Below are 21,819 nucleotides of genomic sequence, written 5' to 3' on the forward strand. Positions count from 1 at the left end.
AATATAGGAAATCATTTTGAAAAATAATGCCAAAGACTCGTATTGGATGCTTGCAGAAGTAGCGCTCCCTCTCGCATCAAATATTGAATACAAAAACTCTTTTGAAGCTTACTTTAAACATGGGTTACTGTTTAACTCCAGGTTAATGATTTCAGACACCCAAGCCTTAAACTGTACTAACTTAAGGCAATTAATCATAGATAATGAAGGTTTTGAGCAGTTTATTTCCCCTGATTTTTTAAGTATTGCGTTACGAAATGATGCTAGTTCATCCTATAACCCAAGTTTAATAGACTTAAGAGATGAGTTTTATAGGGAGAATAAAACTGCGGGTTCTGATAAATCATATTTGAGTAATGGGGAACTAGAATTGCTCCAACAAAATAGCAACATAGTAGAGTATGGCTTCAAAGATCTAGCTCAAAATTTCACATCTAAAACCATTGATATTTTCAATAATGATAAATCCAAAAAGCTGTTTGGAGATGATGCGAGTAAAATTATAACCGAAAGGATCAATATTGAATATGAGAAGAAGAAAAGCCTCTCAAGGCAATTCCTTCATATAGATCTTAAATCTGATTTAAATAGTTTAGGTTGTGGTAATATTTGGGAAACACATAAAGAAAATATAATGAAATTGGCTGATGCACCATATATCACTGGAATACCGACTGTATTAGACGCCAATCCAATTTATTCTCCTGTACATCAAGAAAGCTTTACTTTAGCTAGTCGAGCGCCTAAAACAGGTAAAGCTGAAAAAACAGGATTCGAATTAGACTTATCATTAATGGACGACTTAAGCGTTTATGAACACGCATTATCAATTTTGACGGCTGAAGATATCCTTATTCTAAGAAATACGGGAGAGTATCAAAAATATCAAAGGTACATTACAGGCGGTGTATCAACGGAAAGAGAGCAACAAGATGCAATGGTCTCATTATCTCAATACCAACAGGTAATTAATGAGCATATTCTGAGTAAAGTTCTTGGAAAAAAAGTAGGAAAACAATCATTTATAAGAAAAAACCTTCAAGCTATCAAACACACAAATGATGGGGCTAATCAAGTTTTAGGGCTATTAGTTGATATGGGTGGGCTTGGAAGTATTTACGGAATAATTAACTATTTTGCAAGTAAGAAACTTGATAGTCATGGATATCTTTCCGAAAAAGAAAAAACTCAGGGAAAAACATTATTAAATAAAGAAATTAAAATTAATACCAATAAAATTGATGCTAAATTGAGTGCCACGGCAAGTAATAATGAAGTGATTTACTCTTCCATCATTGAATAACTTAAAAAAAACAAAGTAATTGGATCTGAGACTTCGTCATTAAAAATTAATGATTGAAACTCTTTTTTACTAAAAAAACGCACTTCTGAGATAGACTCACCAACTTCTGGAGTGCTTTGTTCTTTCTTGTGAAGTATCGTAACATTATAAATATGAGTCTCAAAATCAGAGTTTTTCAATGTTTTAAGCTTGTTCCAGTTAATCCCTTCGAAACCTGTTTCCTCTTCCAACTCTTTTTTTGCACACTCTAATGAAGATAAACCTATTTCCCCAAAACCTTTAGGAACTTCCCACGTCCAACTTCTATTTTCATGTCTAAAATTTCTAATTAACAATATATCCCCTTGAGAATTTTTAGGAAAAATCATAACTCCGTAAGGGGCTTTCCATTCAGTGCGCAAATATCGACCATCCCCTTCAGGGAATTTAACATAATCATCATAAATTACAGCAAAATCATTTTCATATACAACTTGCTCTTTAATAATTTCAATTTCGCCTTTCTCTGTATTACCTAAATATACAGCCATTAAATCTCCTTATGTGTCATTGTAAATAAATTGTTGAGCTGTAAATTATGTACTTTTATTTTGCTATTTGATATGTTCAATAAATATACAGCAATAATATGCTTTTTTGTATTTTAAGCTATAAACAAGTTAGACGTACAGTAAATTAAGGAAGATGACTAAATGATTGAGCTACTTACCATAGTACTAATAGTATTTGTTTGTTATATGTTTGTTAAAAAACAAAATAAAAAAAATCCGAACATTATAAAAACTACTGTACCAGATATAAGTCCCCCAGAGATCGAAAAGCCAAAATTCCTAGATGGAAGGGATATTCCCGCAGAATGTTTGGATTCATACGAGAAAAAAGGTGGCTTTCACTATATTAGAAAAGTAAATAAGGAACATTTATTTTGGGATGACTCTGTAGAAATAACATGTACTGATGATGGAGAATGGTTTTGCGTTGAATGGATAACAACACAATACCAACCAGAAGCTATTTTTGATGGAGAGCGAGTTTGGACAAACAAATGTAGTTCTAGAGAGTCAATGGATTATTTAAACCTATTAGTGAAATACTCATCGAATTCTGATTTAAATTTAGGCGTTTATGATTCAAAAGATATCAAAAAGTTAGTTGATGAAAAGGATGGAGCAATTTATTCAGATCCCAAAATACCAAGAAAAATGGAAATTGAAATATTAGAAAATGTAATATCTAATTTTGAAGGTCATACTTACCATTTCCCTCCAGGATTCTACGATACAAAAGTACGATTACATGATGCAAATTCGGGGGATGTCTCTGAATTACAAATACTAGGCAATGTTGAAGGGAAAATGGATCAATCAAAGTATGATGAACTTGTTAACAACAATAAGTTAAAAATTCTAAACGTGATATCTCTGAACTAATAAAGTTAGGCAGTATTAGTAACTTAAACTGTTATATTATTAAAATGGCAGTTTTAAAAAGTAATAATTAGCTATGCGAAAGCAGCAAAGCCGAACTTTGCTGCTTTAAATTATGATATTAACGTTTATTTTTTTCTGGCGTATCCCCCTGATAACCATCGTCTATAATTTTTTTAGTTTTTTGGAAATTCCTTTTGACTAAACCTTTACTATCGCCACGAAATACATCTTTCGCTTGATAACTTTTACCGTTATCAAAAATTAACTCACTAGGAGTGCCCTTGGTTTCAAATTCAGCTTTTTCATTAGTCATTTTATTTCTCCGGTTTTCTATTTAGTTTGCTGGGTGGTAGGTTTTGATAAAGCCATTGCTTGTCATTCTTGAATAACCACAAATAACTAGCGCTCACTTTTAGCTTTAACTTAGTACGTGAATAATTTGGATTTTTTGCCATAGCAGCAGATAGTATTGAACGATGCTTTAGTTGTTTTTCTCTAAAACGAAAGTGCTGCCTTTGGCTAGCGATGTAAGGATGTTGAGTTAAAATTTGCTCTACCGCCCCCACACTGACCTTAAAATGTTTTGCGATAACATAAGTAGGTATGCCTTTAAATAATTTTAGTAAAATTGCCCTACGCTCTTATTTAAATATTTTAGAAGCATGTGAATTTATTTTTCCGCCAGCAGCAACAACTTTTGATTTAACCGCTACAACGCTTAACTTTAACGCCCTACCTATTGAACGTAAGCTTTGGCCTTTACTAAACATTTTCATTATCTGGACTTCCCAGATTTCACTAGACAGTTTCTAGTTCAGAAAAATACGCTTCCTCAAATTTAGCAGGTGAAACACCGCCTGTATGTGAGCGACGCTTTTTAGGATTGTAAAACATTTCTATAAAATTAAATATCTCAGCTTTCGCATCATTACGTGTTGAGTATATCTTGCGTTTAATTATCCGTTTTTTAATCGTAGCAAAAAAACTCTCAGCAACCGCATTATCATGACAATTTCCTGCCCGACTCATTGATGGCACAAGATTATGTTCTTTCATAAACGCTAAGTAATCAGCACTACCATATTGGCTGCCTTGATCGCTATGTACCATCACTTCAGCTTTGGGTTGTCGTTGATAAACAGCCATGAGTAATGCTTTAATTACCAGGTGTTTGTCCATGTTCTTATCCATCGACCAACCAACAATACGCCTTGAGAATAAATCCATGACAGTTGCTACATACAAGAAGCCTTCATAGGTTCTCACATAGGTAATGTCACTCACCCACGTTTGATTGGGCGCAGGAGGATTAAACTGGCGAGCTAGTAAGTTATCTGCAATGCGTGATGTTTTACCGCCTTTAATATGGCGACGTTCATAGCCTATTTGCGCTTTGAGTTTATGCTGGCGCATGATCTTAGCTACTCGATTAACACTGCATTGCTCACCAGTTTCACGTAAATCTGCGTGTATCCAAGGACTGCCGTAAGTACCGCCACTGGCCACATAGAACTCTTTAATAAGCTTGAGCAAACGATTATCTTCGATCGCTCTGTCACTTAAGGGCTTTTTTAACCATGCATAGAAGCCGCTGCGGTTCAGCTTGAAAAGGCGACACATAGCCACGACAGAAAACTCATCTTGATGATCTCGGATGAAGCCGTACTTTACTCGGGGTTGCTGGCAAAGTACCTTGCGGCCTTTTTTAGAATGTCCCGTTCCTCCGTGACACGTTTTAACTCAGCCTCAAGTTTAGCGATCCTGAGTTGTTCATCTGATGACTTGGTTTGCTTAGGTTTCTCTGATAACTGACTTCGCCAGTGATATAACGTTTTGGTACAAATACCTAATCGTTCAGACACTTCTGTAACTGAATAACCTCGTTCAGTGATTTGCTTCACTGCTTCGATTTTGAATTCTTGGGTATACCGTTTGCCTTTGCTCATAAACACCTCTAATTGAAGTTACAATGTAACTCATTTGGTGTCTAGCAAAGTCTGGGAAGTCCAGATTTCAAAGGACTTAAGGGAGGGATATTCTTTGAACTCATTGCCATTCCACTTTTTAGGATTTCCAGTCGAAATTACGCTGAGTACTATCGGATATTCCTTAAGTTTCACAACTAACTCTTCCATAACTGGTTTTGGAAAATTTCCTAGTTTGCCACTAGTTTCAGAAACTATTCCATCAACATCAGGCTTCAAATTCAAAAACCGATGTAAATAGGTTATGTTACCAAAAATTTTGGCGCAGATGCTTGTCAGAATGCCCAAAAGCTCACCCGGAATACATTCATTCTTAGAAAAGAAAATATCAAATCGTTCCGCTTTGTACGGGTATAACCTTTGCGAATTGGCTGTTAACAGTAAAGCCTCTGAACCATATGAAGAAATCAGCTCTTCCACAGTTTCGAGACATTCTACTTCCCATAGTTGAGGATGATCATCGTCGTGCATTTTTACAGACAACGTAACCCTTAAGTCATCAGCATACCAATCGGCATCGACTATTCTTATCCAGCCTTCGGCTTCATCAAAATGTTCGTCAATAGCACTTAGCAGTTCATCCATCAGATAGTATCATCCTTTGGGTTACCATGTGTCTGACAGCCGAATAGTAGGCATCCACAATGTTCATTAAACAATGTAAGGTTAGTATTGGGTTTACCAACTCCAAATTTAGATTTGAGGCCAGCACGCACATTAATTTCTTCTCGTAATTCTACTATGCGTTCTAACTTTTCGGTTGCCGTGTAATCTTCCCAGTCCTCGTAATCATTCGCTAGTTCAATGATCCACTCTTTTCTTTCTTCAATTAAAGTAGAAATTGTTTCATTAAAAAGTTTGGGATTAACTTTGTAAACGGCATAGCCCAATTCAGGCCAATCAGACAAATCGATTCCATCAAGTCCTAACTCAATGACAAGTTCAGTTGCTTTGTCATATTGCCCCATTTCAGCGTAAACAGAAGCGATCTCATAGCTACAAATTACATCAAGAAACTCATTGCTAATGTTTTTAACTAATATGCCCAAAAGCTCTTCCGTTTCTGAGTAGTCCTTTAAAGCTAAATTAGTAATAGCTAGGTTGTATAAAGAAATATTTTCGTTATCGTTCAAGTTGGATGCTTTTAAGAAGCAATTTTTCGCCTCGTTATAATTGCCCAGATAAAAGGCTGCAACACCGATATTGTTAACAATATCCCTTGAATCTGACCTAGCTTCAGCCAGCTTCAAATACTTTAATGCTTCTTCGTAATTTTCTAAATTTAATTGAATGTAACCGATTTGGTTATATGGGAAATAGGAAGATGGGTGCAGAGCTATACACTCGCTTAATATTTGTAATGAACGTTCTGTATCACCATATTCGAAATAAAGTTGCCAAGCGAGATTGTTTGTTGCTTTAACAGTTTTTTTAGTGTTATACGCTCTCTCAAATAATTTTAGGTCTTCATCATCGCTTACCCATTCTGGATTTTGATAATAAGCCATTGCAACATCATTGATTAAATCCAAGTCGTTAGGTGCCCTCTCCAACTTTGAGAGAAGAGCTTTTAATTGTGCTGACATTATTTTTCAAGCCACCTAACGTCAGTTATAGCCATATAAATAAAACCATTGCTGGTTGGTGTACGATATACACCTATAGCATCAATTGCTTTTGCCAGAACCGATGTCATTTCCCAACCATCAACTTCGGTCCCTATCCATCTCCCGGCTACTAACTGTTTCAAATCAAGATCTTCACCTAATTCCTTTATTAACCTAGAAGACACTTTCACTTTTTCATCTAAACTACTGTTTGCCCATGCCCACATCCATGATTCTGACGCAGTTGAATAGGAACCCGAAAAATGAATATCTGCTTCTAATTCAGGAGTACCATTGTTTGAAAACACAAGCCTTCCTGTTTCCTGATACCAGTCCCATCGCTCGTAATTGCCAACATTATACATTTCAAGGAACTCTTTATGGCGAGGTTCAATAAAGGCAAAACTTTCAGTGACTAAATTGTGGTAAACATCATCATCTTGAATCCAGTTTCTATCGCGGATTTCCTCATAACAATGCTCACACATAACCTTTATATCAGCGAAGGCTTCTGATTTATCATTCCATTCGCCTTCAGCATCTAATACTTCTTCACATTTATCGCACCAAGCATCAGGGCATAATTCGTCTGGGTTATCAGGGCCGTAACCCAAATTAAAACCTAAACCTTCTCCGCTGGCTAAGTGTTGGCAAATAAAAGTTGCGTTAGAGTTGCCGTGAGTATCGCAAGCGATTTTACTATCATGGTTAGACACTAAATTACATCCATCCTTTGGTTAATTCGGGTAGTTTGCTTTGTGAGATAGTTACTCGGCATACTTCTCTAATGCTTCTTTAAACTGTGAATCACACTCGTCCTTAAAAACTTTTCTTTCATCAAACAATTTAAGGAGCTTTTCATAAATATTAGAGTAAATTATCTTATGAGCATCATTGCCAATTTTACTCTCTCGTGGGTCATCCATAAAAAACTCGTTTTCTAATGCATGATCAACTATTGATAACAGATCTTCTTTTGTTATCTGTTCTATCGAGTTCCATTGCTCTCCATCGATAGAATACTCAGCTTTCAGTTCATTAATTCTTAAGTATTTCATATGATTTGCCTCTATCCTTGTATGGTTCTATGCCTGCCTCTAAGCAGTTAAGTTGAATTGTATGATTTGGATGAATCTCCCCATTGGGGTTTTTTAAGTGCTTATCATTTGGATAACCAGAATAAATGTCGTACTCGACCTCTCCATTCTTCACCTCTTTCTTCGTGTATAACAAATAATCAGGTTCGATAGACGCGCCAACAGTACTGTTATGTGTAACAACTACAACTGGCATTTGCTTAGATAAATCCTTTATCAATTTGTTTACTTTGTTCAACAAGAAAATATTATCAAAGGATGACTCCGGTTCATCTATCAAAAGTATGTCATATTTATAAGCATCTTTAATACTTTGAAGTAATCTAAATTCAGAGCGCTCACCGCCAGAAACCTTATAACCATTGTTGTTTAAAACTTCATACTTAATGCGTGAAAAAAACCTGTAATAATCACTTGAGTCTACTGAGTCGTTTTCTTTTAAAGTTTGTAAGAATTGGTAAGGGTTAAAGTATGATTTATATGCATCAGTAAACGATCCAACATTTCTATTCACGGCTCTCAATTCCCCAGCACCACTATATTGGCCTTTTCTAGCTACAACCTGAAACCCCTGAACATATTCAATAGTCTCATCTGCTGGTTGCCTTAAAGAATCTGAAATTTTTGAAAACTTTCTCACCTTTTGTCTGTCAATTGCACTCTGGTATAAATCAACTTCTGAGATTGGAGTTGTGGCAGACTGAACGTTTAATTGCGCCTGAATGTCTTTAACGATCCCATTAACAAATATCTTTTCCTTATTTACTTTATAAAGCAGCCTATATTCGTTAACTAATTCTGATAGTAAATTAACTAAATTATTCCGATCTATATTTTTATCAACTATCTCTTTATAGGCCACATTATCTAGTAGTACTTGAGTTGCCTTAATTAAGCTTGTTAAAGAATCCGTGCTTGTAGGCTTAAACTTTTCTTCATTGAACATTGAAGTCGAAGAATAGGAGTCATGTCGGTTTTTATTAAAAGCAAATGTTTTTAATGATTCTAAGTAATTTCCTATTAACTTATCTGAATAATCAAGATCTATATGCTCAACTTCTTCAACAACAGATTTAAATTCTTTTAGATAATCCTCGATATAAGAGCGCCTACCATTTCTTAACTTTTCTTCAAATTTTGATTCATCTTCAGATTCACTTTTTTCTAGCAATTCAAACTGCTTTATATATTTTACTTCTTCGTCTAAAGCCCCTTCCAAAATCGAATCAAGTGTATGTGACTTTCCGCTTGATCTTTGCCCTAGAATCACATTAAGACCAGTCGAGATTTGTACACGCCCATCTAGTATTGCAAAAAAGCTATTACCTTCAAGCTCTGACAGAAACAACTTGTCTCTATTTCTAATTGTAAGTTTTAAAGATTGAAAACTAAGTTCACCTAGATCCACATATGTTTGTCTAGTAGGGAACTGTTTAAGTCCATCCTTGGCTCTCAAATCACTGAATAAAACAGGTGGCAACTTCGCCCCTTGTTTCATCGCATAAAGAAACTTCTTAACACTACGTACTTCTCCACAGTCTAAAAAGTCACCAAACTTATCAAGTGTTTGCTTATTAATTGCGGGGGATTTATCGATATGAGGTATCAAAATGTAATTAGATAAATCACCAAAAATTTCAACAAATCGATTAAAATCTATGTGCGTTTTAGCATCAGGTATATCTTGATTAACCAATTCGCATTTCTTTGTGAATTCATCTATCTCAGAAGGGTCACAAATCACTAATATATGTCCCCCCTCAAGATCTACTTCAATCCCCGGTAATACAAGTATTCCTAAGTGCTCACATATTTTTAAGTATTGGGTTTTATCAAACGTATTGTGATTTGTTATGGCAATACAATCTAACTTTGCTGAAGCAACATATTTTGAAAGCGCATCAATAGAAAACTCAAAATAACTATCGCTAGGTGTTGATATTGTATGCAGGTGTAGATCAATTTTTTTCATATTTTATCCCTACCTATGAAATACATGTAATTTTTAAAGAGTTATGAATAACAAACTAACAAAAACCGTAATTTTGTCCACAAAAAAAGGCGAGCACTAAGCTCACCTTTCCGCTTCTTTATGAGTCACAAACTATATTCGACTCACAAACTACCAAAATAAAGTCACAGACTTTATTAGAATACGACACAAACAAAAACTTAGTCTTTATAAGTATCAACACTTGGACAAGAACATATTAAGTTTCTGTCGCCAAACACGTCATCAATCCGGTTAACGGTTGGCCAGAATTTATTGGCTGCAGCTGCTGGAACTGGGAATACCGCTTCTTGAATACTGTAATTTCTGTCCCAAGGTGCTGTTATATCAGCTAATGTATGCGGAGCATTGTGAAGAGGGTTATCTTCTAGCGTCCATTCACCTGATTCAACTTTTCTTACTTCGTCACGAATACACACCATGGCTTCAATGAAGCGATCTAATTCAACTTTTGATTCAGACTCTGTCGGCTCAATCATAAAAGTGCCAGCTACAGGGAAAGACATAGTTGGCGCATGGAAACCGTAGTCCATTAAGCGTTTCGCCATATCTACTTCAGTAATGCCTGATTCTGCTTTGATTGGGCGTAAATCAATAATACATTCGTGAGCAACGCGACCATTTTTACCTGTATATAAAATAGGGTAATGTTGGCTTAATTTTTTCGCTAAATAGTTTGCGTTGGTAATTGCGTATTTAGTTGCATCAGTAACCCCTTTTTTACCTAACATAGCAACATAAAGGTATGAGATACATAATATGCCTGCACTACCATAAGGCGCGGCTGAAACGGCACCGTTACCTTTTGTGCCTTCATTCACATTAATTAAAGTGTGATCGGGTAAAAATGGAGCAAGGTGAGATTTAACACCAATTGGTCCCATACCTGGGCCACCACCACCATGAGGAATAGCAAAAGTTTTATGCAAGTTTAAGTGAGAAACGTCAGCACCAATATGACCTGGCGACGTAACCCCCACTTGAGCATTCATGTTGGCGCCATCAAGGTACACTTGACCACCGTGTTCATGCACAATGTTACAAATTTCTGCAATGGTGGTTTCATACACACCATGCGTTGATGGGTACGTGATCATAATACAAGAAAGGTTATCGGCCATTTCGCTTGCTTTAGCACGCAAGTCGTTCATGTCAACGTTACCTTCTTTGTCACAATCAACAACCACAACTTTCATGCCCACCATTTGCGCAGAAGCAGGGTTAGTACCATGAGCAGAAGATGGAATTAAACAGATATTACGATGGGCATCACCACGGCTTTCGTGGTATTTGTGAATAGCGATTAAACCGGCGTATTCGCCTTGTGCACCTGAGTTAGGCTGCATTGATATGTTGTCGTAACCTGTTAATTCAACTAACCAGTCACCTAACTCGTCAATCATTTGCTTGTAACCTTGTGCTTGGTCAACCGGAGCAAATGGATGCATGTTAGCGAACTCTGGCCATGATACTGGGATCATTTGCGCAGTCGCATTTAATTTCATGGTACATGAACCTAATGAAATCATTGAATGGTTAAGTGCTAAATCTTTGTTTTCTAATTTTTTAATATAACGAAGCATTTCTGTTTCGCTATGGTACGAGTTAAATACAGGATGAGTTAATATCGCTGATTCACGTACTAATGACGCAGGGATTGATGAGTGACCACAAGCGATAATTTTTTCATCAAGTTCAGCAACATTTAATCCGTGCCCTTCCCCTAATAAAATATCAAACAAGCCTGTTACATTTTCACGCGTGGTAGTTTCATCTAAAGAAATACTAATTTGGCCGTCAACATCAGTACGGAAGTTAACGCCAGCGGCTAATGCGCGGTTAACAATTTCGTCTTTGTTGGTAACGTTAAACGTTAACGTATCAAAGTAATGTTGATGAATCGCCGTTAACCCTTTGGTTGCCGTACCTAAACATAAAATATCGGTTAAACGATGAATACGTTCAGCTATCACTTTTAAGCCTTTAGGGCCATGATAAACCGCGTAAAACGCAGCCATATTGGCCAATAACACTTGTGCCGTACAAATATTTGAGTTGGCTTTTTCACGACGAATATGCTGCTCACGCGTTTGCATTGCCATACGTAATGCAGGGTTATCACGCGTATCTTTAGATACACCAATTATACGGCCCGGTAATGAACGTTTATATTTATCAGAAGTGGTAAAAAATGCCGCATGAGGACCACCGTAGCCCATTGGTACACCAAAGCGTTGCGTTGAACCGATAACGGCATCAGCCCCTAACTCACCCGGCGCTTTTAACATCACTAAACTCATGATGTCGGCAGCGACAGCAACAATGCCTTTTTTCTCATGAACCTGAGTAATAAGATCTGAAATATCACGTACTTCACCTGTAGCACTTGGATATTGTAATAGTGCACCAAATACATCGTGATCTACTACTTCGTTAGCTGGTGCAACGATGATATCAAAACCAAACATTTCGGCACGTTGCTTAACAACGTCAATGGTTTGTGGATAAACATCTGATGAAATAAAGAAAAGGTTGGATTTTTTATTTTTAGAAACACGTTTAGCTAACGCCATTGCTTCTGCAGCAGCAGTACCTTCATCTAATAACGAAGCTGATGCTAAGTCTAAACCGGTTAAGTCTAAACACATTTGTTGATAGTTTAATAAAGACTCTAAACGGCCTTGAGCAATTTCTGGTTGATAGGGCGTATAAGCCGTATACCAACCTGGATTTTCTAAGACGTTACGTAAAATAACGTTTGGCGTTAAGGTACCGTAGTAACCTAAACCAATGTATGTATCGTTAACTTTGTTTAAGCTAGCGACTGCTTTTAAATCAGCTAACGCTTTGACTTCTGTTTTACTTTCTTCAATCGCGGGTAAATTAGCTAAACGAATATCGCTTGGCACTATTTCATTGATAAGTGCGTCGACAGATTCTGCACCAATGTCATTTAACATTGCTTGCGTTTGCTCGGCATTGGGCCCGATGTGACGACGGATAAAATCTTGTGTTTGCTCTAATTCAGAAAGTGATTGAGTAGTCATAATACAGCTTCTTTAGTGAGTATTTATCATTGATAAATACAGTAAAATAAAAGAAAGCCCCGAACAGTTTTAGTTTGAGGCTTTAGTTTTAACGAAAGCAATCGAGTTTTATACGAAGTGCAATGATAATAAAGTATAAAGCTTGAGTGCGAACGATAAATTAGTCTTCGTCGATAGAGTTAGCGTAACCTTCAGCATCTAACAATGCGTCAACTTCACCAGCGTCATCTAATTTAATTTTAAACATCCAACCGTCACCAAACGCATCAGAGTTAACAAGCTCTGGTGAATCTTCAAGTTCTTCGTTTACTTCAATAATTTCACCAGAAACAGGAGCATAAATATCAGACGCAGCTTTTACTGACTCAGCAACAGCAACATCGTCACCTGTACTAACGTTTTCACCTACTTCAGGTAACTCAACAAAAACCATATCACCTAATAGCTCTTGTGCATGCTCAGTAATACCAATAGTAACAGTACCGTCACCTTCATTTCGTACCCATTCATGTGATGTAGCGTATCTTAACTCTGAAGGAATATTGCTCATTTTTTTGTTCCTAATATTTTATTAAATTATTTATTAAAGTTAGCTGAATTCAGCTTGTTTAACTATGACGTGCTCTACTCAAATACAGAATATAGAGCATCTTTAAAATTAATCCAACTGGCTTTTGCCGTTACGCACAAAGCTTGGTTTAACAACTTCTACTTTGACCAATTTTTTGCGCATTTCTACTTCAACGGTATCACCAATTTTAACACTGCGTGGTACGCGTGCCATTGCAATGGAATGACCTAACGTTGGAGAAAACGTACCTGAAGTAATAACGCCTTCGCCTGTTTGACCATTTTCGTCAACCGAAATCACCTTTAAACCAGTGCGAAGTACGCCTTTTTCTTTTAACACTAAACCCGTTAATTTTAATTGGTCGCCTGCCGCGCGTTGCTGAGCTAATACTTCACGACCATTGAAGTTTCTATCTTCGTCATCCCACGAAATAGTCCAAGCCATATTCGCTGCTAATGGTGAAATGCTTTCGTCCATGTCTAAACCATAAAGGTTCATACCGGCTTCTAAACGTAACGTGTCACGAGCGCCTAAACCACATGGTTTAACGCCAGCGTCTAATAATTGTTGCCATAAGTCTTCGGCTTCATTTTGTGGCACAACAATTTCATAACCATTTTCACCGGTATAACCTGTAGTCGCGATAAATAAGCTTTCAGCTTGAGCACCAAAAAAAGGTTTCATGCCTTCAATCGCTTGATTTTGTTCTGCAGATAATATGGTTGCCACTTTTGCTTTTGCTTGTGGGCCTTGTACCGCGATCATTGCAAATTCAGGACGTTCAATAATTGAAATATCAAAACCTGTGGCTTGTTGATGCATCCACTCGAGATCTTTTTCACGTGTAGCTGAGTTCACAACTAAGCGATAATCAGTGTCTGAAAAATAATAAATAATTAAATCATCGATAACTCCGCCGTTGGTATTACACATTCCGGTATATAAAGCTTTGCCTGCCACTTCTAGCTTAGCAACATCGTTAATCACTAAACGGCGTAAATAGGCTTTGGCATCATTACCGTGTAAATCAACAATAGTCATGTGTGAAACATCAAACATGCCAGCGTCTTGGCGTACGGCGTGATGTTCTTCAATTTGAGAGCCATAATTAATTGGCATTTCCCAACCGTGAAAATCAACCATTTTTGCGCCAGCTTCAATATGCTTAGCATGTAATACGGTTTTATTTGTCATCGTAACATTCCACTTTTAATTATTAGTCTAAACTTATTAGCCTTTCAGTTAAGGGTAAAAGTCGATTCTTTGCAAAATTCTAAAGCAATTATAACCAGCATCACCCGTTGATTCAACAGTTAAACCACTACAATCAAAATATAAAACCACTTAAAGAAAATAAACAAAATTTTATTTTCAAAACCCTTCCCTTCAAAAATTATATTCAATTTACATAATTATAACCGTAGCTCTACGGTGATATATTCGCTAGCATTAGTTAAAATAAAACTTTGATTATAATTTCAGCGTTAATTCGCAAGTTTTGCTTATTTATTCAGATAAATAATCTGTGCATGTAAATACGGTTTTCAAATGCTAAGATAATTATATAGCGCTTAAAGTAGTAGAAGAATACTTGGGGTTTTCCCCCTAGTTCAGGAAAAATAAATGACTATATTGGGTTTACAGAATTTGATTCAATCGGCAACAGTTGAAGATACGGTCGATCTTAAAAGTATCTGTCAAAAGCTTAAAATAAAAATTAGAATGGATGATAGTTCACAAGACCTCTGCAAAATTGGCCAAAATTCTGATAAACAAATTATTATTTGGCTTAACAGCTCATTAGATCAAAAAACTAAATTTACTTTTGTTGCGATTGCCGTTGCTGACTATATGCTCGATTCTGATAGAGTTTGTAAACAAGGTGTAGTTTACGACATGTTCTTTTTACGTGATTTAAATGCCAATAAAGCCACGAAATTAATTATGCTGGCTACTCGTTTAGCCATGCCAGAGCATATCATCGAAAAGCTTTCAAATGCCTTAGAAGTACAATTTTCAAAAGATAACAAAGAAACCTTCGACGCCGATGCATATGTGAGAGATTCTAAATTTCTCCCTGAATTTGTACGTTGTGCTATTAAAGAAAGCACCAGTATCTTTCTAATGGATAATTTGAAAAACAAGTATGAGCATTAACTTTTTTAAATCGCTCACTGCCACCTTATTCGAATAAACGTTTAGCCGATAATTTAATCAATAACTTTCGATAACTCAGGTAAATGACTTTTAAAACCTAGCGCTTGTTTAATCATCACATTTTTAACGGGCTTAATTTGGTTAATAATACTCATGCCTATGCCCCTCAAAAATTTTACGGGCGCTTGTTGAGGGGTAAACGTTTGTTTGATCGCTTCCATTGCCGCTATCATTTCACCCGCTTCAGCTTTTCGCCAGCGTTCGTATTGTTTTAAATGAATGGGGGATAACCACTGAGGGTTATTGCTTGTTACACTTCCTTGCTCGTTATTTAATGGCTCAGTCAAGGTTTGAGCTATTGCAGCAGCGTCAAGTAAACCTAAATTCACTCCTTGACCGGCAAGTGGATGAATAGTGTGGGCAGCATCCCCCACTAATACAACCCTGTCTTTGATAAAATTTTGTGCATAACGCATGGTTAATGGGTGGCTAAAACGTTCGCTTACTAACGATATATTGCCTAATTTACCGTCTGAGGCTGCAGTTAATGCTTTGGCAAATTCACCCTTTGAAAGCGCAATCAATCTTTTTGCTTCTTCTGGAGACGTTGACCAAACAATCGAACATAAGCTGCCATTAGCGCTGTCGGCTTCGGCTAACGGTAACAAGGCTAATGGGCCGGTTTCTAAAAAGACTTGCCAAGCCGTTTGTTGATGTCCTTGTGGACACTTAACGGTAGCAACAATGGCATGATGATCATAATCACGAAAAGTTAACGCCATTTTCATTTGTTGTCTCACCCAAGAATTGGCACCATCAGCGCCAATGACAAGTTTTGCTGTGATAGGAGCTTGAGTGGAAAAACTAGCAAAAACCTCGCTATCTCCCATGGCAATATTGGTGAGTTTTTCTTGCGTAAAAAAACAAATGTTAGCCTCGTGTTCAGCTTTTTTCCATAACGCTTGGCGAATAATACTGTTTTCAATGATCCAACCTAATTGGCCGTTATGCTCGCGCGTTGATAAGTCCGACAAATCAAAATCAATATGACCATAACCAGTTTTGTCCCAAATATGCATATGTTGATAGGGTTGCGCTCGAGAGCTTTCAATGTCTTGCCATACATCAAGGTTAGTAAATAATTGTTGGCTAACACGATTAATAGCACTTACCCGCACATCGTGATGTGCTGATATTTCAGCTAAAGGTTGAGTATCAACAATAGCGATCCGTAAATCACTTTTTTTACTGATCGCCAAAGCGGTAGTTAAACCAACCATGCCGCCGCCAACAATAATCACATCAAATTTTTGCATTATTTATCACATTCATATTTATTAATTTATTTGTCGATAAAGCTAACATCGCCTAATAGCCCATAGTTTTATTCACTAAGCGATTTTTTAAAGGTGTACAATAATTTAACACCTTTAAACCAATATTTCTTCCGGCAACTAATGGTGGTAAATCATTAGAAAAAAGCGTAACCAATGAGTCAGTTAACGCAATAACTTGTTGATGATCGGTTTTACGATCATTGGCATAACGCATTAACGCACTAAAGTCAGCAGTATCGGCTCCATTGGCGAGATTAGTAGCGATAATGTCAGATAATTGCTGGACATCTCGTAACCCTAAGTTAAAACCTTGCCCTGCAATAGGATGAATCGTATGAGAGGCATTACCTATGAGTGCCATTCGGTGGTAAACCTGTTCGTTAGCTTGAACTAAACTAAGCGGATAAATCGCCCTCTCACCCAATGTTTTAACCTGTCCTAACCAACTACCAAACGCGAGCTCTAATGCCTGTTTAAAAAGGGTATCGTCTAATGCCATCATATTTGTTGCTTGCTCTGGAGTTAAGGTCCAAACAAGGGAGCATTTATGACTGTCTTTGCCATTATCCGTTAACGGTAACATGGCGATTGGCCCTGATTCGGTAAAACGCTCAAAGGCAATATGATGGTGAGGTTTTGCCATGCTAACATTCGCGATAAGTGCACATTGGTCATACGGTTTAGTAGACGAAGTAATATTGGCAAATTGACGACAAGTTGATTGTCCGCCATCACAAGCTAATAAAAGCTTAGCACTTAGTTGCTGTGAAGAGTTTAAGCTAACCTTGACCGAGTCGTCGTGCCAGCTAATATCAGTTATATGATCTGGACAAAACCAAGTAATGTTTTGATCAGCCTGAGGTGTCGATTTTCCAACCGATTGGAGTTTACTCAGCTTTGATAAAAATGCCTGGCCTAATATCGACATTTCAACCACATAGCCCAGCGCACTTACATGATGATCACTTGCAGCAAGTCTCGCTTTACCATAATAGCCACGATCAGAAATATGAATATTTTTAATCGGTGCGGCATGTGGCGCAATATCTTGCCAAACGTTCAACGACTTTAAATACTCAGCACTACCATGCGAAAGTGCTAAGACTCTTGAATCAAAAGTTAACTTAGCTGTTTGTTGAATATCATTCGCTTCGATAATAGCAATAGTTAACGCAGAGCCATCAGCTTTAGTTAGAGATGCTAAACCTAATGCCGATAAAGAGCCCGATAAACCACCGCCTGCGATGATAACGTCGTATTGATTATGCTGTGTTTGAGTTGTGTTATTCACTTTTATTCTGCTTTTAGTGCGATATTTATCACAAAGAATGCACTGTTTAGTTCAATTATCGTTAGAACCAACTCAGCCATGTTCGCTACCATTTCACGACATATTAAAGGAAATGAGCTGTTTTCTTAACTTTTCTTTATTTCTATTCTTAAAATAAAAGACTCATTAAACTTTGGCGCTTATGTTTAATGTTTAATGTTTAATGTTTAATGTTTAATGTTTAATGTTTAATGTTTAATGTTTAATGTTAGCTTTCGCCATAAGTTGTTCTATTTCCACAATTGATTTTGGCGCATTTACCGTTAAATTTTCATGACCTTGATCAGTAACGGCAATATTATCTTCAATTCTTATACCGATCCCTCGCCACTTAACATCGACATCGATATCATCTAACGGAATATATAGGCCTGGTTCAATGGTCATAACCATGCCCGCTTCAAACGGTCTAGTTTGTGCGCGATTCACCATTTGATAATCCCCCACATCATGTACATCTAAACCGAGCCAATGTCCTAAACCATGAATAAAATATTTTTTACAGGCTTTTTCAGAGAGCAGCGTTTGATAATCGCCAGTCAAGATCCCCAACGCTAACAGCCCTTTGGTTAATACTTCACAACACAATTCATTTAAATACCCTAACGTTTGGCCAGGTTTGATTGCTTGAATACATTGTTCTTGCGCATCAAGCACTAGCTGGTATAACGCTTTTTGTGGCGCTGAAAAAACGCCATTAATTGGGAACGTTCGAGTAATATCGGCAGCATAGCCAGCTAGTTCACCACCGGCATCAATTAACAATAATTCACCATCATTTAATGATTGGTCATTATTGGTATAGTGCAAAATATTCGCATTATCCCCGCCTGCCACAATAGAGTTGTAAGCAGGAAATCTCGCACCATGACGAGCAAACTCATGTAATATTTCCGCTTCAATTTGGTATTCAAACTTACCCGCCGTTGTTTTTTCCATGGCTCTTTGATGGGCTTTACCACTAATTACATTGACTTCTCGCATGACCGTGAGTTCTTTAGCACTTTTGATCAAACGTAATTCTTCAACCATTTTCTGGCAATCGATAATCTGCTGAGGAAAGCCTACGCCGAGACGATATTTTGCTTTATTGGTCTCTAACCATTGATAAATCTGTTGATCAAAAAATTTATTTTGACCACGACAAAAATATAAGGTGTTTGCATGATTAAAAAAGTTAAACATCTGCTCGTTTAATTCGGCTAAGGTAAAGCATTGATCAAAACCATAATCTTGTTTTGCTTTCACCTCTCCTATTCTTCTGCCATGCCATACTTCGGCTAACGGATCTTTTGGCTGACAAAACAATATTGCTTGTGGCGTTGCCGATTTTATTAACACCAAAATAGCTTCAGGTTCATTAAAGCCGGTTAAATAATAAAAGCTTTTATTTTGACAAAATGGATATTCAGTATCATTACTGCGGGTCACTTCTTTATTTGCTGAAAAGATAGCGATACTGTCATCAAGCATTTGCGCAAAAAAGCGTTGACGTCGCTGAGTAAATTCAGACAAAGGTAATAAGGTATTATTCATAAAATGGCCATTATCCAATAGAAAATCAAAATGTTGCTTTATTTTAAAAATGAAAAGCTTTAATGAACCGTTTCAGAAGCTTCTTTACTTTCTGGCGGTGTGCCTAACTCGGTAAAACACAATAACGCAGAAATACGAACATATTCAGATATTTCAAAATACGCTTGTTCCGTCGTTTCATCTTCTTCAATTTCATCAGATAAATTGGCGATATCAGCAAAATCAGTCAACACTTCTTTGACATCTTCAGAATAAACAGCACTACTTTTTTGTTGTAAACCAAAGCCTAGATTAAAACCCTGAACCCAAGCTCCCAAAGCATGTGCACGCTCTACAAGCGAGTCTTCGTCATCAGGTAAGAGTAAAGTAAAGCTATAAGAGTCATCTAAAATATTTTGCCATACCTGACTAAACAGCAATTTAACCGTGACTTGTAATTTATTTGGCAAGGTTTCACCATTATTGAACATATCGTTTATCATGGTGAGATAGTCTTGATCTTCAAAACTATAGCCTGCACAAATTAAACCGGTTAATACTCCATGTAATTCTGAACCATGAATTTTAACATCTTGGGTGGTGATTAACGCTTGAACAGTGGCAAAATCTACTTCGTTATTTTCTGACATTTAGCTAACATTTATTAAGGATGTGATTATAGTGATATCCTAACATTGCACTAAAAGTGATGCTAGCGCCTTATAAGGGAAATTCTCGCTTGCATCTGAGATCTTGCACCGTTATAGTTCATTTTTATAAGTTCAGTTAAATTTGTTTATTAAACAAACAACTAGCTTTATTTTAATTATTTTAGCGTGTTCAGATTTCCCAGAGCATAAAGAAAAGAGCCTATATTTTTATGAGCCAACACAACGTTACAATTGAAGTGGCAAACCGCCGACTTAAAATTGCTTGCCCGAAAGGGAAAGAGTCTGCGTTGCTGCAATCGGCCAATGAAATTAATCGTCGACTCGAAAAAGATAAAAAATCTACTAAAACGCCCGAGCAAGCTATGCTGATGGTTGCCTTAAATCTAGCGAATGATTTATTAGACAGTCAAAATGCGGCGAAACAACAACTTCAAGAAATGCAAAATAAAATCGATTTATTACAAGAGACGATCGAGCAAGCGGTAAATCCCAAAAAGAAAGCTTAATTCTGAAATAACCTCATATAAGAGCAAAGGATATGCTTAGAAAAATCAAAATACCCCTACTATTATTCTGCTCTTTATTCTGCTTATATTTATATATTAACTTTCAAAATCAGCCCCAAAAACTTCAGGCTGAAACTAAAAGTGATTTAGTAATTAAACATAAAAACTCAAAGGTTGAAGTAAGATCAGACAAGTTGGCAAGACCAACTCAAGAAAAGAGTATACAAAAGAGATTTTCTAACATTAAAGAAAACGAGATTGAAAACGACAATGAAATTTTTGATTGTTTGCAACAACAAAATGTTTTATTTCAAGAAGAAACTACCAAGAAAGAACATTTCGTTAATTACCTTGATAATTTAAAAGCAAGCAATAAAGTCACTGATAAATTAGCACTTCTATTCCATTCCCCTATCGATGAAACTAAAAGCAAACTTCAGGATTATGCAGCCTTGCATGAAGAATCGCCTTTAAATAAGTTAATTTATAAAGAAATATTAGAGCTTTGTAATAAAAATTTTGATGAAAAAATTTGTAATGATGAATTATTTAATAAAGCCAAATTGATAGACAACGATAATGCAATGTTTTGGCATAACATAGCCACAATAAAACTAAAAAATAATAAAATAGATGAGGCGGTTTTAGCATTAAAAGAAGCGAACAAAAAATTAGAATATAGTAATTATTATTATGAGAAATTTGAATTTATTGATAGCATTCTAAAAGAGCAAAGTAACTTAAATTTTTCCGAAAGATTTTCGGTAGCTTCAATAGTAAATGGTGCCAGTTATATCTCAAGTCTCACAGCAATTGTAGAGTTTTGTAAAAATAACTTTTTCACCGACACAAATATCACTGATACCTGCTATCAAACAAGTTTACATTTAGAAAATCAAAGTAAGAATTACCTTCCATATTTTATAGCCCTTGAATTACAAAAAATTTATCATGAGTACTATGAAAATATCCACATGATTGATGAAGTTACGACAAAAATAACTACAAGACAGAACTTGCTCAGAAATAAAAATAATCAAAAGGCGCAATCGTTAATTTTTTTCGATGAAACACTTGCCAGCGATTGGTTAAAGTTATCCCGTGATAAAGGTGAAATAATTGCTGCTGAACAGTTAATGAAAGATGCAATATTATATTCTAAAAGCCCAGATTATAATCCATGCCCTACTCTCTAATAACAAAAACTGCTTAAAGATAAATCAGTTAGTTTAAAACATCAGCGGTTAGTACA

The 21,819-nt window shown here is 36.4% G+C and carries 22 protein-coding genes; 5 read left to right on the plus strand and 17 right to left on the minus strand.

All coding sequences use genetic code 11. From position 1 onward, the window contains the following. Positions 1 to 16 precede the first annotated feature (16 nt). The gene (locus tag RM573_RS01935) at positions 17 to 1,303 is read left to right on the plus strand and encodes a hypothetical protein (RefSeq protein WP_311576387.1); all 1,287 of its coding nucleotides are present in this window, start codon (positions 17 to 19) and stop codon (positions 1,301 to 1,303) included. On the opposite strand, the gene RM573_RS01940 is transcribed toward RM573_RS01935, so the two are convergent. Beyond that, the gene (locus RM573_RS01940) at positions 1,282 to 1,833 is read right to left on the minus strand and encodes an NUDIX hydrolase (protein ID WP_311576390.1); all 552 of its coding nucleotides are present in this window, start codon (positions 1,831 to 1,833) and stop codon (positions 1,282 to 1,284) included. The two genes, RM573_RS01935 and RM573_RS01940, sit on opposite strands and share 22 nt — an antisense overlap. Before the next feature lie 162 nt (positions 1,834 to 1,995). On the opposite strand from RM573_RS01940, the gene RM573_RS01945 reads away from it, so the two are divergent. Continuing rightward, complete coding sequence (locus RM573_RS01945) at positions 1,996 to 2,733, plus strand: hypothetical protein (protein ID WP_311576393.1); 738 nt, start codon at positions 1,996 to 1,998, stop codon at positions 2,731 to 2,733. 118 nt (positions 2,734 to 2,851) lie between these two features. On the opposite strand, the gene RM573_RS01950 is transcribed toward RM573_RS01945, so the two are convergent. From RM573_RS01950 to gcvT, 12 genes are all read right to left on the minus strand, one after another. Further along, on the minus strand, positions 2,852 to 3,046 hold the full coding sequence (locus RM573_RS01950; RefSeq protein ID WP_311576395.1) for a hypothetical protein: 195 nt from the start codon (positions 3,044 to 3,046) through the stop codon (positions 2,852 to 2,854). 1 nt (position 3,047) lies between these two features. Further along, complete coding sequence (locus RM573_RS17485; protein ID WP_432280201.1) at positions 3,048 to 3,362, minus strand: TnsD family Tn7-like transposition protein; 315 nt, start codon at positions 3,360 to 3,362, stop codon at positions 3,048 to 3,050. 12 nt (positions 3,363 to 3,374) lie between these two features. Continuing rightward, the gene (locus tag RM573_RS01955) at positions 3,375 to 3,509 is read right to left on the minus strand and encodes a hypothetical protein (RefSeq protein WP_311576398.1); all 135 of its coding nucleotides are present in this window, start codon (positions 3,507 to 3,509) and stop codon (positions 3,375 to 3,377) included. A gap of 22 nt (positions 3,510 to 3,531) precedes the next feature. Further along, positions 3,532 to 4,679 (minus strand): IS3 family transposase gene (locus RM573_RS01960; protein WP_311576401.1). Its coding sequence is split into 2 segments (ribosomal slippage): positions 3,532 to 4,442 and positions 4,442 to 4,679, totalling 1,149 coding nucleotides; the frame shifts between segments, so codons are not numbered across the junction. Positions 4,680 to 4,709: 30 nt separating this feature from the next. Further along, positions 4,710 to 5,303, minus strand: coding sequence for a hypothetical protein (locus RM573_RS01965; protein WP_311576404.1), 594 nt, complete (start codon positions 5,301 to 5,303; stop codon positions 4,710 to 4,712). Beyond that, on the minus strand, positions 5,303 to 6,304 hold the full coding sequence (locus RM573_RS01970; protein WP_311576406.1) for a tetratricopeptide repeat protein: 1,002 nt from the start codon (positions 6,302 to 6,304) through the stop codon (positions 5,303 to 5,305). Before RM573_RS01970 ends, RM573_RS01965 begins: the two co-directional genes overlap by 1 nt. After that, the gene (locus tag RM573_RS01975; protein ID WP_311576409.1) at positions 6,304 to 7,041 is read right to left on the minus strand and encodes a DUF6882 domain-containing protein; all 738 of its coding nucleotides are present in this window, start codon (positions 7,039 to 7,041) and stop codon (positions 6,304 to 6,306) included. The genes RM573_RS01970 and RM573_RS01975 overlap by 1 nt, the downstream gene beginning before the upstream one ends. A gap of 51 nt (positions 7,042 to 7,092) precedes the next feature. Beyond that, a complete protein-coding gene (locus tag RM573_RS01980) occupies positions 7,093 to 7,383 on the minus strand; it encodes a hypothetical protein (protein ID WP_064662424.1) in 291 nt (96 codons plus the stop codon). After that, on the minus strand, positions 7,364 to 9,394 hold the full coding sequence (locus tag RM573_RS01985) for a histidinol phosphatase (protein ID WP_311576414.1): 2,031 nt from the start codon (positions 9,392 to 9,394) through the stop codon (positions 7,364 to 7,366). The genes RM573_RS01980 and RM573_RS01985 overlap by 20 nt, the downstream gene beginning before the upstream one ends. A gap of 200 nt (positions 9,395 to 9,594) precedes the next feature. After that, on the minus strand, positions 9,595 to 12,483 hold the full coding sequence (gcvP, locus tag RM573_RS01990; RefSeq protein ID WP_311577418.1) for an aminomethyl-transferring glycine dehydrogenase: 2,889 nt from the start codon (positions 12,481 to 12,483) through the stop codon (positions 9,595 to 9,597). Positions 12,484 to 12,640: 157 nt separating this feature from the next. Then, positions 12,641 to 13,030, minus strand: coding sequence for a glycine cleavage system protein GcvH (gene gcvH / locus RM573_RS01995; protein WP_311576417.1), 390 nt, complete (start codon positions 13,028 to 13,030; stop codon positions 12,641 to 12,643). Positions 13,031 to 13,138: 108 nt separating this feature from the next. Next, complete coding sequence (gene gcvT, locus RM573_RS02000) at positions 13,139 to 14,245, minus strand: glycine cleavage system aminomethyltransferase GcvT (RefSeq protein WP_311576420.1); 1,107 nt, start codon at positions 14,243 to 14,245, stop codon at positions 13,139 to 13,141. A gap of 429 nt (positions 14,246 to 14,674) precedes the next feature. On the opposite strand from gcvT, the gene RM573_RS02005 reads away from it, so the two are divergent. Further along, positions 14,675 to 15,208, plus strand: coding sequence for a hypothetical protein (locus RM573_RS02005; protein ID WP_311576423.1), 534 nt, complete (start codon positions 14,675 to 14,677; stop codon positions 15,206 to 15,208). A gap of 53 nt (positions 15,209 to 15,261) precedes the next feature. Here RM573_RS02005 and RM573_RS02010 read toward each other — a convergent pair whose 3' ends face one another. From RM573_RS02010 to RM573_RS02025, 4 genes are all read right to left on the minus strand, one after another. Then, on the minus strand, positions 15,262 to 16,524 hold the full coding sequence (locus tag RM573_RS02010; RefSeq protein WP_311576426.1) for an FAD-dependent monooxygenase: 1,263 nt from the start codon (positions 16,522 to 16,524) through the stop codon (positions 15,262 to 15,264). 52 nt (positions 16,525 to 16,576) lie between these two features. Continuing rightward, positions 16,577 to 17,836, minus strand: coding sequence for a 2-octaprenyl-6-methoxyphenyl hydroxylase (gene ubiH, locus RM573_RS02015; RefSeq protein WP_311576428.1), 1,260 nt, complete (start codon positions 17,834 to 17,836; stop codon positions 16,577 to 16,579). Between the two features lie 234 nt (positions 17,837 to 18,070). Next, entirely contained in the window at positions 18,071 to 19,411 is a 1,341-nt protein-coding gene (gene pepP, locus RM573_RS02020; RefSeq protein WP_311576430.1) for a Xaa-Pro aminopeptidase, read from the minus strand. Between the two features lie 59 nt (positions 19,412 to 19,470). Beyond that, positions 19,471 to 20,040 carry a UPF0149 family protein gene (locus RM573_RS02025; protein WP_311576433.1) on the minus strand — a complete coding sequence of 190 codons (570 nt, stop codon included), beginning with the start codon at positions 20,038 to 20,040 and terminating at the stop codon, positions 19,471 to 19,473. Positions 20,041 to 20,270: 230 nt separating this feature from the next. Between RM573_RS02025 and RM573_RS02030 the strand changes: the two genes are divergently transcribed. Then, a complete protein-coding gene (locus tag RM573_RS02030) occupies positions 20,271 to 20,567 on the plus strand; it encodes a cell division protein ZapA (RefSeq protein WP_311576436.1) in 297 nt (98 codons plus the stop codon). A gap of 32 nt (positions 20,568 to 20,599) precedes the next feature. After that, positions 20,600 to 21,763, plus strand: a complete 1,164-nt coding sequence (locus tag RM573_RS02035) for a hypothetical protein (protein ID WP_311576439.1) — start codon at positions 20,600 to 20,602, stop codon at positions 21,761 to 21,763. Positions 21,764 to 21,819 lie beyond the last annotated feature (56 nt).

The sequence above is a fragment of the Thalassotalea castellviae genome (assembly GCF_031846185.1).
Taxonomy (GTDB): domain Bacteria; phylum Pseudomonadota; class Gammaproteobacteria; order Enterobacterales; family Alteromonadaceae; genus Thalassotalea_H; species Thalassotalea_H castellviae.